Source organism: Streptomyces sp. NPDC050704 (assembly GCF_040654355.1).
Lineage (GTDB): Bacteria > Actinomycetota > Actinomycetes > Streptomycetales > Streptomycetaceae > Streptomyces.
Genome location: NZ_JBFAHW010000080.1, coordinates 32,946 through 47,405 on the forward strand (window position 1 = coordinate 32,946; position 14,460 = coordinate 47,405).

General features: G+C 73.5%; 1 protein-coding gene. It reads right to left on the minus strand.

Annotated elements, in window-relative coordinates; translation table 11 throughout:
• Positions 1-14,388, minus strand: a complete 14,388-nt coding sequence (locus AB0I18_RS35540; RefSeq protein WP_363109803.1) for an SDR family NAD(P)-dependent oxidoreductase — start codon at positions 14,386-14,388, stop codon at positions 1-3.
• Positions 14,389-14,460 lie beyond the last annotated feature (72 nt).

The following is a 14,460-nucleotide window of genomic DNA, read 5'->3' on the forward strand; positions in this document are numbered from 1 at the left end:
TTACCGCTGCCAGGAGCGGAACGCCCGCAGGTGTTCCGGCGTGACCACGCTCTCCAGGCGCTCGTCGTCCTGGTCGCCGCCGCCCAGCGCGGCCAGCAGTCGGCGGGCGGGTACGTTGCGCGGGGTGCGCTCCGCCGTCAGCCGGACCTTCGCGCAGCCCAGTTCCTCGGCGCGGTCGGCCAGCCACCGCAACAGGCGTTCCTCGACACCTCGGCCGAGCGCCCGGCAGCTCATCAGCCAGGCCAGTACGTCGAGTTGACCACCGTCCGGGCGGAGGGCGAGCAGGCCGATCTGGCCGTAGTCGCCGAACCGGTCCCGGGCGGCGGCCGTCCACACCTCGCCGTGCTCCCGCCACCGGGCGAGATCGGCGCCGTCGGCCGACCGGGCCCGGAGGGTGAACTGGTTGGTACGGCGGACGAGTTGCTCGGCTCGCGGCACGTCGGCCTCGGACAGGGCCCGTATGTCGACCTCCAGCTCCAGTTGGGCGAGGAACTCCTCGAAACCTGCCTGGTCGACGGCCTGTTCGCGGACGGCGTCGCGTTCCCGCTCCTGTTCGTAGAACCGTGCCCGCAGCGAGTCCTCGGCCGTCGCCGCCGCCGGGACCAGCGGCCACAACCGGTCCAGGAACTCCTCCAGTTCGGCCGTCGGCGGGCAGGTCACGGACAGCACCTGCGGCAATGCCGACCGCACTCCCGCGATCTCGACCGGGTTGTCGTCCAGGAACAGGAAGCTGTCCAGGCCGAGGTCGAGCGTGCGCGCCGCCTCCGCCAGACGGCCCGCTTTCGGACCCCAGCCGGCCGAGAGCACGCTGAAGTGCTCCGCCTTCATCAGGCTGTCCGGGCGGTCCAGGACGGCCCGGACCGTGTCCTCGTCGTTGTTGCTGACCAGCGCGAGCAGGGCGCCCGCGGCACGCCACCGCAGCAGCCTCCGCGCCAGCAGGGCGCGCGGGCCGGTCAGATCCACCGCCTCCGGGCCGATCTCGCCGGCCACCCCGCCCCACAGGGTCTCGTCGCCGTCCACCGCGATCACCTTGGGCGCGGGGCGCCGCACGGCCCGTACGACGTCGGCCAGTCGCAGTGCCACCGCCGCCTGGAAGTGCGGGGTGAACGGGAGGTGGGCGAGCCTTTCGGTCCGCTCGTCGAAGCGTTCCTCGACGGCGTGGTGCCGGGTCCAGTCGTCGGGGCGGAGCACCGCGATGCCGGGCAACTCGGCCAGTTCGGCGGCGACCTCGCGCTGCCACCTCTCGAAACGGTCGTCGTGGCGGGCAGCGGGGAGGAAGCCGACGATCAGCGGCTTGCGGGTCCGCTCGGACAGGGCCCGGAGCGCCGCCGGGTAGTCGGTGCGCAGTTCGGCGAGCAGCGCGTCGTCCACCGGGCCGAACCGTGCCAGGTCGGCCGCCCGCAACAGCACCACACCCACTGCCGTGGCTGGCTCGGCGAATACGCCGGAGGGGTCCCGCAGGCTCGCGAGTACCTGGTGGTACGGCGCTTCCACGACCGCGACAGGGTCCTCGTCCAGTGCCGCCTCGCACATCAGAGGGAGGTTGCCGAGGGCGAAGGTGGCGGCGAGGGCAAGGGAGGAGGACACCTGAACAGGCGTGTCAGCAGCCAGAGTTGCGTCAGCCCTCCGGGTCGTACGCACCGGCACTGTCTCGTCCTCGACAACCTCCCCGAGCAACCGCAGGAACTCCTCCCCCAGTTCGGCGGCGGTCGCCGCGTCGAGGATGTCGAGGTTGTGGTCGAGTCGGACCGTTCCCGCGTCCGGGGTCATGGTGATCATCAGGTCGAGGTCGGTGTGGCCGGTTCCGGCGGGCAGGACCTCCAGGTTGGCCAAGTGGCCGGAGAAGCGTACGTAGTTGAAGTACACCTCCACGAGCGGAGCGTTCGCCCGGTACAGCCCCTGTTTGGCGAGCGTCGGCAGGACGTCGGAGAACACGGCGCCCTTGGCCAGGATCCGCTTCAGGCGATGGCTCGTGCGAAGCAGTACCTCGCCGACCGGCTCGGCCGCCCGGGCCTCGGCCGGGAACGGCACCGGTACGCCGAAGAAGCCCACCGCGTCGTACGCGTCCGCGTGGATGCGGGTGTCCACAGGCACCGCGAGCACGAAGCGCTCCCGATCCCGATCCCGCTCACACTCCCGCTTCCGCTTCCGCTTCCGGGCCAGCAGCACCGTCAGCGTGCCGAGGCTGAACGCGGCGGGAGTGATCCCCAGCCTGTTCGCGTCCTCCGCCACCCGCTCCACGAGCCCGTCGGGAATCGCCACGGTCACACTGCCGGACCGGTACGACCGTGCCGTCGGGCGTGGCCCGGCGAGTGTCAGGTCGAGCCGTTCGCTGCCGTGGAAGGACTCGCGCCACTCGGCGCCCGCCGCCGCACCGCCCTGCTGAGCCTCGATCAGCAGATCGATGTCGCGATTGGTGACGGTGTCGCCGAGCGAGCCGCCGGCCAACTCGGCGTCGATCTCCCCCGCCACGAGCAGCAGTGACTGCAGGTCGCTCACCGCGTGGTGCGCGCCGAACACCAGGATCTGGCCCCTCGCACCGCCGTCCAGCAACTCGAACCGCCACAGCGGCGCACTCGCCAGGTCGAACGGCGGCTCCAGCAGTTCCCGCAGCCGGTCGGCGGCGTCGAGCGCGTCATCGGCGGCCACCGTTGTCCAGCACAGCACCGGCTCCGGCAACTCCCGCGCCACCCTCAACTGCCGCCCGCCGCCGGACCCGGCGTCGTGGCCGGTGTCCGTGACGATCGCGGTACGCAGGGCCGCGTGCCGTCCGGTGAGCCGGGTGAGGATGTCGGTGAGCGCCTCGCGGGTGGTCGGCACGGTGAGCCGTACGGCCAGGCCGATGGAGTGCGCCGCGTCCGGCATGCCGGGCTGGGCGCTGCGCAACAGCCGTACGACATCGCGGGTGGCGGGCCGCAGTTCGGTCTCGGGCACCTCGGAGGCGACCTCGGTCCGCGGCTGCTCGCCCTGTGCCAGGGTGTCCCGCTCGGGCAGGACTGCGGCCAGCGTCCGCGTCAGGCCCCGGATGTCGGCCGCCGAGAACACTTCGGCAGCGGGGAGTTCGGCACCCAGGTCCCGGGCGAAGGCGTTGCGCAGCCGTACCAACATCAGGGAGTCCAGGCCCAGTTCCTTCAGAGCTGTGGCCGCGGACACGTCCACGACACCGCCCGAGACCTCGCCGACCCTGGCCCGTACATACGCTTCGAGCCAGGCGAGACGGTCCTGGTCGGTCGTCGCCGCGAACACCTTCCTGACAAGGCCGTCCGAGTCCGCCGTACCCGTCGGGGCGGTGACCAGGTCGCCCAGGATCGGGCGGGTGCGTGCCGCGTCCGGGTCGAGGGCCAGCATCTCCCAGTCCAGGGCGAGCGGCGCGAGCTGGCGGCGGCCGGTGCCCAGCACCCGCTCGAACAACTCGCCGCCCTCCTGCGGGGAGAAGGCGACCAGACCCGACCGGCCGGTCTCGGCGGCCCGGGTACCGGACTCGGCGACCATGCCGACGCCGGTCCAGGCACCCCAGTCGAGGCTCAGCGCCCGACGGTCGGTACGGGAGAGGTGGTGCGCCCAGGCGTCGAGGAAGGCGTTCGCCGCCGAGTACGGGCTCTGTCCGGCCGAGCCGAGGAGGCCGGCCGCCGAGGCGAACAGGATCAAGTTCTCGGCGTCGGGGGTGAGTTCGGTGAGCAGGGCGGTGCCCAGCACCTTGGGGGCGAGCACGCGCAGGACGCGGTCGTCCGTCAGGTTCGCCACCGTGGCATCGTCGAGCACTCCGGCCGCGTGGACGACCCCGGCGATCGGGCCGACTGCACGTCGTACCACGTCCAGGGCGGCCGTCAGGGCGTCGCGGTCGGCCACATCGGCGCGGGCGAGGTGCACGGAGACACCGCGCTCCTCCAGTCGCCCGATCCAGCGCGTCGCATCCGTGTCGGGCGTGCCCCGGCTCATCAGGGCCAGTCGGCGGGCGCCGAGGCCCACCAGTCGTTCGGCGACGACACGGCCGAGGCCGCCCAGTCCGCCGGTGATCAGATACACGCCGTCCGGGGTGATCTCGCCGTGCCCGCCGTCGTCCGGGCGGGTGCGGACCAGCCGCGGCACCAGTCGGCCCGACTCCCGCAGCGCGACCAGCCGTTCGTCGTCGGCGTGCCGCAACTGCGTCCACAGCGCGTCGAGTCCACCACTGGACGGCAGGTCGATCAGCGTGGTCGACAGCTCCGGGTACTCCTGCGCCACCGTGAGACCGAAGCCCCAGGCGAGCGCCTGCTGAGGGTGCGTCACCTGTGTGCTGTCACCGGCGGCCTGGGTGCCGCGTACGACGACGAACAGGCGGGGAGCCGGGCCGCGTCGCGGTCGGCCGGTGAACTCCCGCACCAGGTGCAGGGTGCTCAGGCAGCAGAGCCCGGCCGCCTCCTCGGCCGTACGGGCATCCGTGATCGCCGGTGCGTCGAGTGCGGCCAGCTGGACGACCCGCTCGGGCAGCCCGTCCGCGAAGGCCTCGTCGAGCAGCCGGGCCAACTGCCGCGGATCCGCCGGATCGAGGACGTACCGGCCGGGGCCCTCCACGCCGAACGACTCGCCCCGTAGGGCGATCACCTGCGGCACCGAGGAGCCCAGCCGCTCGCCGAGTTCGGCGGCCACACCTGACTCGTCGGCCAGGATCAGCCAACTGCCCTGGGCAGGCGGCTCCTGCGCGACAGGGCGCGGCTGCCAGCGGGTCTCGAAGAGCGCGCCGTCCAGCGACGAGAGGGCGGTCAGCTCGAACTCATCGGCCGCCAGGACCAGTTGATCGTTCTCGTCCCACAGTCGCAGGTCCAGGGTCGCTGTGTCGCCGGCCACGGAACGCAGCTCGCAGGTCACCCACACAGGCGTGGTGCGCAGCCCGGTGAACCGCAGCCGTCCGACCCCCGCGGGCACGAACGCCCGGCCCTCGGGCGCGTAGCCCGGCAGGGCGGCCGTGTGGAAGGCGGCATCCAGGACGGCGGGGTGCAGCAGATGACCTGCGGCGGGCTTCGCCGCCAGCCGGCCGAGCGCCGCGGAGTCCGTGCGGTGGCCCTTCTCCAGGCTCCGGAAGGCGGGGCCGTACTCGATGCCGAGGGCGCCGAGCCCGGCGTAGACACCTGAGAGGTCGACCTCCTCGACGCATCGGACACGGAGATCGTCGAGCGACTGCCCTGCGTCGGCGGCGAGTTCGTCGGTGGTGGCGGCGACGCGTCCGCTCACATGCCGCTCCCACCGGCCGGACCGCTCCCCCGTCGCCGCCGACGCGATGGCGAAGTCCCGGAAGCCGTCCACGGCGGGCCGCAGGACCAGTTGCAGCCGTACGGGCTTCTCCGCGTCCAGCCGCAGCGGCTGTACGAACCTGACGTCGGCCAGCCGCACCTCGCCGCTGTCGCTCAGCGCGGCCCCGGCCTCCAGAGCCATGTCGAGGAAGGCGGCGCCGGGGAGCCAGACCTCGCCGGTGACCTGGTGGTCGGTCAGGTAGGCGAAACGGCTGTCGCGCAGGTCTATTTCGCTCTGGAAGGTGTGCCGGTCGGGTTCGTCGCTGGCCTCGACGTGCGTGCCGAGGAGCGGCGAACCGCCTGCCGCACCGGCGGGAGCGGGCGCGAGCCAGTGGCGTTCGCGGTCGAAGGCGTACGTGGGCAGGTCGACCCGGCGGCCCTCCGGGAACAGCACCGACCAGTCGGGCGTGTGCCCGGCCGCGTACAACTCCCCCAGCCTGCGCACCAGAACGTCGGGCGCGTCCTGCTGCCGACGTAGCGAGCCGACGCCGACGGCGTCGATCCCGGCCTCGGCCGCCACCGCCTCGATCGACGCGGTGAGCGACGGATGCGGACTCAGTTCGACGAAGTAGCGGTAGCCGTCGTCCAGCATCCGGCGGATCGTGTCCGCGAAGCGGACGGGCCTGCTCAGGTTCGCGAACCAGTAGTCGGCGTCCAGCCCGTCACCCGGCACGGGCTCCGCCAGCACCGTCGAGTACAGCGGGGTCGGCGTCCCCGTGCCGTGGATACCGGAGAACCGGTCGAGCAGTTCCTCGCGGAGCGGTTCCATCAACGGGGTGTGCGAGGCGAACGGCGTCGACAGCCGTCGGGCGGGTATCTCCTGCTCGTCGAGGTGGTGCCGCAGTGCGGCCAGCGCGTCGGTGTCACCCGAGACGGCTGTGGAGTCGGGGCTGTTGACCGCCGCGACGAACAGCCGGTCCGCGTACGGCGCGAGCAGCTTCTCGACCTCCGGACGCGGCAGCTCCACCGCCAGCATGCCGCCCTGTCCGACCAGCGGTACGACCGCCTTGGCGCGCCCGGTCACCACGGCCACGGCGTCGTCCAGGGTGAGGGCGCCCGCGCTGTAGGCGGCGGCGATCTCGCCCAGGCTGTGCCCGACCACGGCGTCCGGGGTGACCCCGAGCGCACGCCAGGCGGCGGCCAGCGCCGCGTTGACCGCGAACAGCACCGGCTGCAGGAACTCGGTCCGGTCGAGAGGGGAGAACTCCTCCGGTGCGCGTAGCACGTTGAGCACCGACCAGCCGACGCGGCGGCCGATCGCCTCGTCGATACGGGTCAGCTCCTCACGGAACGCCGCCGACCCCGCCATCAACTCCACGCCCATGCCCGGCCATTGACCACCGTGCCCGGCGAAGACGAAGGCCACCTTGCCCGTCTGCTCCTCGCGGGGCGGTGCGAGCGTTCGCCGTCCGCTCGCCAACGCGTCGAGCTGGGCCAGCAGTTCGTCCCGGTCGCCCGCCACCATCGCGGCCCGCCGCTCGAAGTGGCTGCGGTGCAGCGCCAGGGTGTGGGCGACGTCCGGCAGGGAGACGTCCTCCGTCACGTACCGGGCCAGCCGCGCGGCCTGCCCCCGCAACGCGGCCTCACTCCGGCCGGACACCACGAACAGCCGTTTGTCCGGAGTGAATTGGGCCGGTGGCTCCGCCTCGACCGGCGGGGCTTCCTCCACGATCACATGCGCGTTGGTGCCGCTGATCCCGAAGGCGCTCACGCCGGCTCGCCGTATTCGCTCTCCCGACGGCGGCCAGGCCGTCGCCTCCTGGAGCAGTCGCAGCCCGCTGCCGTCCCACTCGACGTGCCGGCTCGGCGGGTCGGCGTGCAGCGTGCGCGGCAGGGTCCGGTGACGCAACGACTGCACCACCTTGATCAGCCCGGCCACGCCCGAAGCCGCCTGCGCGTGCCCGATGTTGGACTTGAGCGAGCCCAGGTAGAGGGGGCGGTCCTGCGGGCGCGAGTCGCCGTAGACCCCCGACAGGGCGTTCGCCTCGATCGGGTCGCCCAGTGTCGTGCCCGTCCCGTGCGCCTCCACGTAGTCGATGTCGGCGGGCTCAAGACCGGACAGCTCCAGCGCCCGCCGGATCACCTGCTCCTGGGCCGGTCCGTTCGGCGCGGACAGCCCCTGGCTGCGGCCGTCCTGGTTGACGGCCGTGCCGCGCAGCACGGCCAGCACCTCGTCACCGTCACGCCGGGCGTCGCTCAGCCGCTTCAGTACGAGCATGCCCGCGCCCTCGGCCCAGCCGGCCCCGTCGGCGTCGTCGGAGAAGGAGCGGCAGCGGCCGCTCGGAGACAGGCCCCGCAGACGGCTGAACTCCACGAAGGTCCCCGGCGTCACCATCAGCGTCACCCCGCCGGCGAGTGCCAGGTCGCACTCGCCCGACCGCAGCGCCTGCACCGCCAGGTGGGTGGCCACCAGCGACGACGAGCACGCCGTGTCCACCGTCAGCGCCGGGCCGTGCAGTCCCAGCGCGTACGCGAGCCGCCCCGAGGCGACGCTCAGCGCCGACCCCGTGCCCACGTATCCGTCCAGCTGGTCGAGCCGGGAGCCCGCCAGGTAGTCGCTGCCGAACATGCCGACGTAGACGCCGGTGCCGCTGCCCGCCAGTTCGGCGGGCACCACCCCGGCGCGCTCCAGCGCCTCCCAGGCCGTCTCCAGCAGCAGGCGCTGCTGCGGGTCCATGGCCGCCGCTTCCTTCGGGGTGATCCCGAAGAAGCCCGCGTCGAAGGACGCGAGGACGTCGTCGTCCAGGAAGCCGCCCTCGCGGGCGTACGACTTGCCCACGGCGTCCGGGTCCGGGTCGTACAGCGACTCCACGTCCCAGCGCGCCGCCGGGAACGGGCCCACCGCGTCACGGCCCTCCGCGACCAGGCGCCACAGGCCGTCCGGATCATTCACTCCGCCCGGCAGGCGGCAGGCCATGGCCACCACGGCCACCGGCTCGTCCGCCGCCGGCGACCTCGTTGGTGTCGTCGCAGGCGTGTGCTGCGGGGCGGGCGCGGTCCGGCGGCTCGGACGGCCGCCTGTCGCCAGTGCGGTGGTCAGCAGGTGGTCGGCGAGCCGGGCCGGCGTGGGGTGGTCGAAGAGCAGGGTGGCGGGGAGCTTGGCATCGATGCGCGCGCCGATGCGGTTGCGGAGCTCGACCGCCGTCACCGAGTCCATGCCGAGGTCACGCAGCGGCTGGTCGGGGCGGACGGACTCCGCCGAGCGCAGGCCGAGTGCGCGGGAGGCCTCGTCGCGGACCAGGGCGAGGACTCGTTCGGCGCGTTCGGCCTCCGGCAGCAGGGCGAGGCGGTCTGCCAGGCCGCCGCTGCCTCCATTGCCACGACCGCCACCGCTATCGCTGTCGGCCTGGCCGTTGCGGGGCGCGGGCAGCAGCGAGCGCCACAGGGCCGCCGTACCGCCGCCTGCTGTCGCCGAGGCCGCTGCGGTCTGGCGCAGGCGGGGCAGGTCCAGGGCCGAGGCGACCAGGTGGGGTGCTCCCCGCCGCAGGGCGAGTTCGACGAGTTCGCGGCCCTGGTCGGGGGTGAGGGCGCGGTGGCCCAGGCGGGCCATCCGCGCCAGGTCGGCGTGTTCGGCGGCGAGGCCCTCGCCCGCCCAGGCGCCGAAGGAGACCGAGACGCCGGGCAGCCCCAAGGCCCGCCGATGGTGGGCGAGTTGGTCGAGGAAGACGTTGGCCGCCGCGTAGTTGCTCTGGCCCGCGTTGCCGATCACTCCGGCGGCCGAGGAGACCAGCAGGAAGAGGTCGATCGGCGCGTCGGCGGTGAGCCGGTGCAGGTGGGCGGCGCCGTCGACCTTGGGGCGCAGCACCTGCGCGAGGCGTTCGGGGGTCAGCTCGGCGACCACCCCGTCCGCCAGGGTGCCGGCGCAGTGCACGACACCGCGCAGCGGCGACTCGTCGCCGCTGCGGCCGAGTACGTCGGCCACGGCCGCCGCGTCCGCCACGTCGCACGCGGCCACCTCGACCTCGGCGCCGAGTGCGGTCAGCTCCGCGGTGACCTCGGCGGTGCGCGGATCGGCGTCACCCTGACGAGATGTCAGCAGCAGGCGGGGGACGCCGTGTTCGGCGAGGAGACGGGCGAGGTGCCGGCCGACCGCGCCCAGACCGCCGGTGATCAGCACTGTGCCGTCGGTGGGCACCAGGGAGGGTCGGCCGACCAGGTCGAGGACGACGGGACCGCCGGATGCGACCCGTCGCCGTATCGCCTCGCGCGCGGCGGTGACGGGAAGGACCTGAGGGCGGGCGGGTCGTGTCTGCCCGGCGACGATCGACACCACCGCCGCACGCAGGACCTCGCCGAGCTGTGCACGGTCGACGGCCTCCGGGAGGGGCAGCGCGGCCGCCGTGGTGAACGGCAGGTCGTCCGGGAGTACCGCGACCAACCGCGCGTCGGCGACCCCCTCGGAGCCGGGCGCGGTGTCGGCCAGGGCGAGGACCCGCAGGCCGGGGGTGAGTCCGTCGGCGTCGGCGCCGACTTCGGTGAGCACACCGGCGCGCAACGCGTCACCGGCGAGGGCGGGGCCCGCGGTGGAGTGCACGGCGGTCGCGTGCACCTGTATCCGCACCTGACCCGGGCTCAAGTCCTGGGCTGCCACGACGCGCAGAGTCGGATCGGCCGGGAGTCCGGCCAGCTCGTAGCCGTCGCCGACCGGAATCCTCAACTCGTTCACGGCACGGGCTCGCACCAGCCGCGGGACGAGCAACGTGCCCGCGCGGGCGGCCAGTTCGGGCTCGTCGGCATACGCCACGGCGGCCGACAGGGCGCCCGCGGGATCGGACCCATCGACGTCGACGTCAATGTCGAGGTCGAGGTCGAGCAGGGTCAGTCCGAGGTCCGGATGTTCGGTGCGGGCGCTGCGGGCCAGGCCCCACAGCACCGACTGGGCGAGTCCGGGAACCGTGTCCCCGTCGCCGGTCGCAACCGCGCCACGGGTCACCCAGACGGTCCGGGCAGGCGTCTCGTCCTGCGGGAGGGCGATCAGCGCGCGCAGTTCGGCCAGGGCGGTGGCCGCCAACTCCTGTGCCACTGCGGCCGGTTCGGTGTCCGTCGCCGGGCGCGGCCAGAACCGTACGACGATGTCGGCGCCCGTCTCGCGCACCGGGACGCCCGCCGCCGCAAGGCCTCGCAGGGCCGCCGCGACCTCGGGGTCCGATCGGTCGCCGACGACCGTCCACGCGGTGCCCGGCGCTCCGGCGGTCCCGTCGGGCGCGGCCGTCCACGCGACCTCGTACAGGTGCCGGGCGTTCTCCGAACCGCCTGTCAGGTCTGCCGGGTCGGCGGCCCGCAGCCGTACGCCCTCCAGGCGGCCTGCCGGCAGACCGTCGGCGTCCCACAGCGTCACGTCCAGCGTGACGTCCGTGCCGGCGCCGCCCGACCGCCGTACGGACGCGATGAGGTCGGTCGCGCCGCCGGGCGGCAGAACGCAGCGGGCCACCGCGACCGGCAGCAGCACCCGGCCGTCGGACGAGTCGCGCGTGTCGAACGCGGCGGCCACGTGCAGCGCGGCGTCCAGCAGCGCCGGGTGGACGGGATACGGGCCGTCCGCGTCGCGGGCGGCCGACGGCAGTGAGAGGCGGGCCAGCAGCTCGCCTTCGCCGGTCACGACCGCCGACCGTACGCCCTGGAACGCCGGACCGTAGTCGAGGCCGAGCGCGGCCAGTTGCTCGTACCTCTCCTCGCTCCAGGCATCCTCGGCCGCCTCGGGCCACACCGGTGGTCGCCCCGCCCGCATCGGAGCGGGCCCGGCCGCCGACGCGGTGGCGTGCAGGGTCCAGCCGGTGGCCTCCGGGCCGCGCGGACGGCTGTGCACGGTGATCTCCGGTACGTCACCGGCGGTCACGACCTCGACGGACACCTCGACCGTGCCGGAGTCCGGCAGCGTCAGGGGTGCGAGGAGAAGCAGGTCGGTGACGTCGGCCGGATCGTCGGGGCGGGCCACGGCGAGCGCGGCGCGGCACAGCTCCATCAGGGTGGTGCCCGACACCACGGTCCGCCCGAACACGGCGTGGTCGGGCAGCCAGTCGGCGGTCGCCGGGGACCACTCGTTGCGGAAGGTCCAGCGGGTCTCGTCCGCCGACTGCAACTGGATGCCGAGCAGCGGATGCGCGGCACGGTCGAAGAGACCGGCGGCACCGGCGGCGGACGCGGGCTCGGGCTCGATCCAGTGGCGCTCCGCGTCCCAGGCGTACGTCGGCAGGTCCACGGCCCCGGCCCCGTCGTCGGCGACCAGGCGGCGCCAGTCGATCTGCCGCCCGTGGACGTGGAGTTCGGCGGCGGACCGGTCCAGACAGGCGGGCCCGTCCTCGTCGCGGCGGAGCGAGCCGACGGCGACCAGGGGATGGGCGGCATTGGCGTCTTCGGCGTCTTCGGCGACCGTGTGCAGGGCGGTGAGCAGGGACGGATGGGGGCTGAGTTCGACGAAGTACCGGTAGCCGTCGGCCGCCATGCGCTCCACGGTGGGTCCGAAACGGACCGGTTCGCGCAGGTTGGTGTACCAGTAGTCGGCTTCCAGTTCCTCGGTGACCGGCTCGCCCAGGACCGTGGAGTACCAGGCGACGGACGTCGGGTAGGTGGTGACACCGTCGAGTTCGTCGAGGATCGTCGCGCGCACCGGCTCGACCTGGGCGCTGTGGGAGGCGTAGTCGACGTCGAGGCGGCGGACGAACACCTGCCGTCGGTCGAGGTCGGCGAGCAGCGTCTCCACCTCCTCCACCTCACCGGCGATCACCGTCGACCGGCCGCTGTTCACGGCGGCGACGGACACCCGGCCGTCGAGACCGTCGAGGCGGGCCGCGACCTCGGTGTGCGGCAGGGCGACGACCGCCATGGTGCCGGTGCCGGACAGCTCGGTCAGCGCCTGGCTGCGCAGGGCGACCACGGCCGCCGCGTCGCTGAGACTGAGCGCCCCGGCCACACAGGCAGCGGCGACCTCGCCCTGACTGTGCCCGATCACCGCGTCCGGCCGTACGCCACGGGCCCGCCATACGGCTGCCAGCGACACCATCACGGCGAAGAGCACCGGCTGGACGACGTCCACGCGGTCCAGGGAGGGTGCACCCGCGTCGCCCCGCAGGACGGCCGCCACCGACCAGGTGGTGAACGGGCGCAGGGCGGCGTCACAGCGGTCGAGTTCGTCCGCGAACACCGGTGAGCGGTCCAGCAGATCGCGGGCCATGCCGGTCCACTGGGCGCCCTGCCCGGGGAAGACGAAAGCCAACTTGCCAGGTGCAAAGGGCTGTTGAGGGCCGACGACAAGGTCTGCGTCGGGCTCTCCCTGGGCAAGGCCGCGCAACGCGGTCAGCAGTTCCTCGCGGTCGCCTGTCTGGACGACGGCTCGGTGCTCGAAGTGCGTACGGTGATGGGTCAGCGTTCCGGCCACATCGGACAGCGCCAACCGCGGCTGTTCTTCGAGTACTTCGAGGAGCCGACCCGCCTGGCCCTGGAGGGCGGGGAGGGTGCGGGCGGAGAGCGGGAAGAGGGTCTTCCCGGGCAGCAGGGCCCTGCCGTGGAGTTCCGTGGCGGGCCGTGCCAGGTCCTCCGGTGCCTCCTCCAGCACCACATGCGCGTTCGTGCCGCTGATCCCGAACGCGCTCACCCCGGCCCGCCGTGCCCGCTCGCCGCCCCGCGGCCACGGCTGGGCGCTGCTGTGCACGCACAGGCCGCCGTGCGCCCAGTCGATACTCGGGGTCGGGTTCTCGGCGTGCAGCGACGCCGGGAGCAGTTCGTGGCGGAGGGCCAGCACCGTCTTGATGACGCCGCCGATGCCCGCCGCGGCCTGGGTGTGACCGATGTTGGACTTCAGGGAGCCGACGCCCAGCGGCCGGTCCGCCGGTCGGCCGGGCCCGAACACCGCGGCCAGCGCCCCGCCCTCGATGGGGTCGCCGAGCCGCGTGCCCGTGCCGTGCGCCTCCACATGGTCCAGGTCGTCCGGCCTGAGCCCGGCTGCGTCGAGCGCGGCGCGCAGTACCCGTTCCTGCGCGGGGCCGTTCGGGGCGCTCAGTCCCTGGCTGCGGCCGTCCTGGTTGATCGCCGATCCCTTGATGACCGCGAGGACCCGGTCACCGTCCCGGCGGGCGTCCGCGAGCCGTTTGAGCAGCACCAGACCGCAGCCCTCGGCCCACACCACGCCGTCCGCGTCGGCCGAGAACGGGCTGCACCGCCCGGACGGCGACAGCCCGCCCAGCCTGCTGAACTCGACGTGCCCGCGCGGCGTCACAAGGAGCGTCGCGCCGCCGGCCAGTGCCAGGTCGCATTCGCCGTTCGCCAGTGCCCGCGCCGCCAGATGCAGGGAGACGAGGGAGGAGGAGCAGGCGGTGTCGACCGTCACCGCGGGCCCTTGGAGTCCCAGGGTGTAGGCGATGCGCCCGGAGGCCACGCTGGACGCCGAACCCGTACCGACGTGCCCGTCCAGCTGGCCCAGTCCGGCAGCGGCCAGGTATCCGCTCTCGTACAGGCCGATGTAGACGCCTGTGGAGCTGCCGTTCAGGGTCTCCGGGACGATGCCGGCGCGCTCGATCGCCTCCCAGGTGGTCTGGAGCAGCAGCCGCTGCTGCGGGTCCATGGCCGCGGCCTCGCGCGGCGAGATCCCGAAGAAGGACGCGTCGAAGCGGTCGATGCCGGAGAGGAAGCCGCCGCGCAGGGTGTACGCCTTGCCGGTGGCCTCCGGGTCGGGATCGTAGAGTCCCTGGGTGTCCCAACGGCCCGCGGGCACCTCGGAGATGGCGTCCTCGCCCGCGGCCAGCAGCCGCCACAGCGCCTCGGGATCGTCGGCGCCACCGGGGAAGCGGCAGGCCATGGAGATGATCGCGATCTCGTCGTCCACCCGTACGGGCGGCGTATCCGCCGGAGCCGGAGCCCGGCCCGCCGCCACCCCACCGGCGGGCCGCACGTCGAGGACCGCCTCGGCGATCTCCGCGATCGTGGGGTGGTTGAAGACGAGTGACGGGTCGAGGGGGCGGCCGGCCCACTCGGCGAGATCCGTGGTCAACGTCACCAACTGGCGTGATCCCAGACCGAATTCGGCGATCGGCCGTTCCGGGTCGACGGCCGTCTCGGCGAGCCCGGCCGCCTCGGCGACGGCCGACGTCAGCCAGGCCCGTACGCCCTCGGCCCAGGTTTTCAACCCTGGTGGGTTCGGTCCTCCACGACCTCTTACAGCCGCTTCAACCTGCCCATGGCTAGATCACTCCGCTTC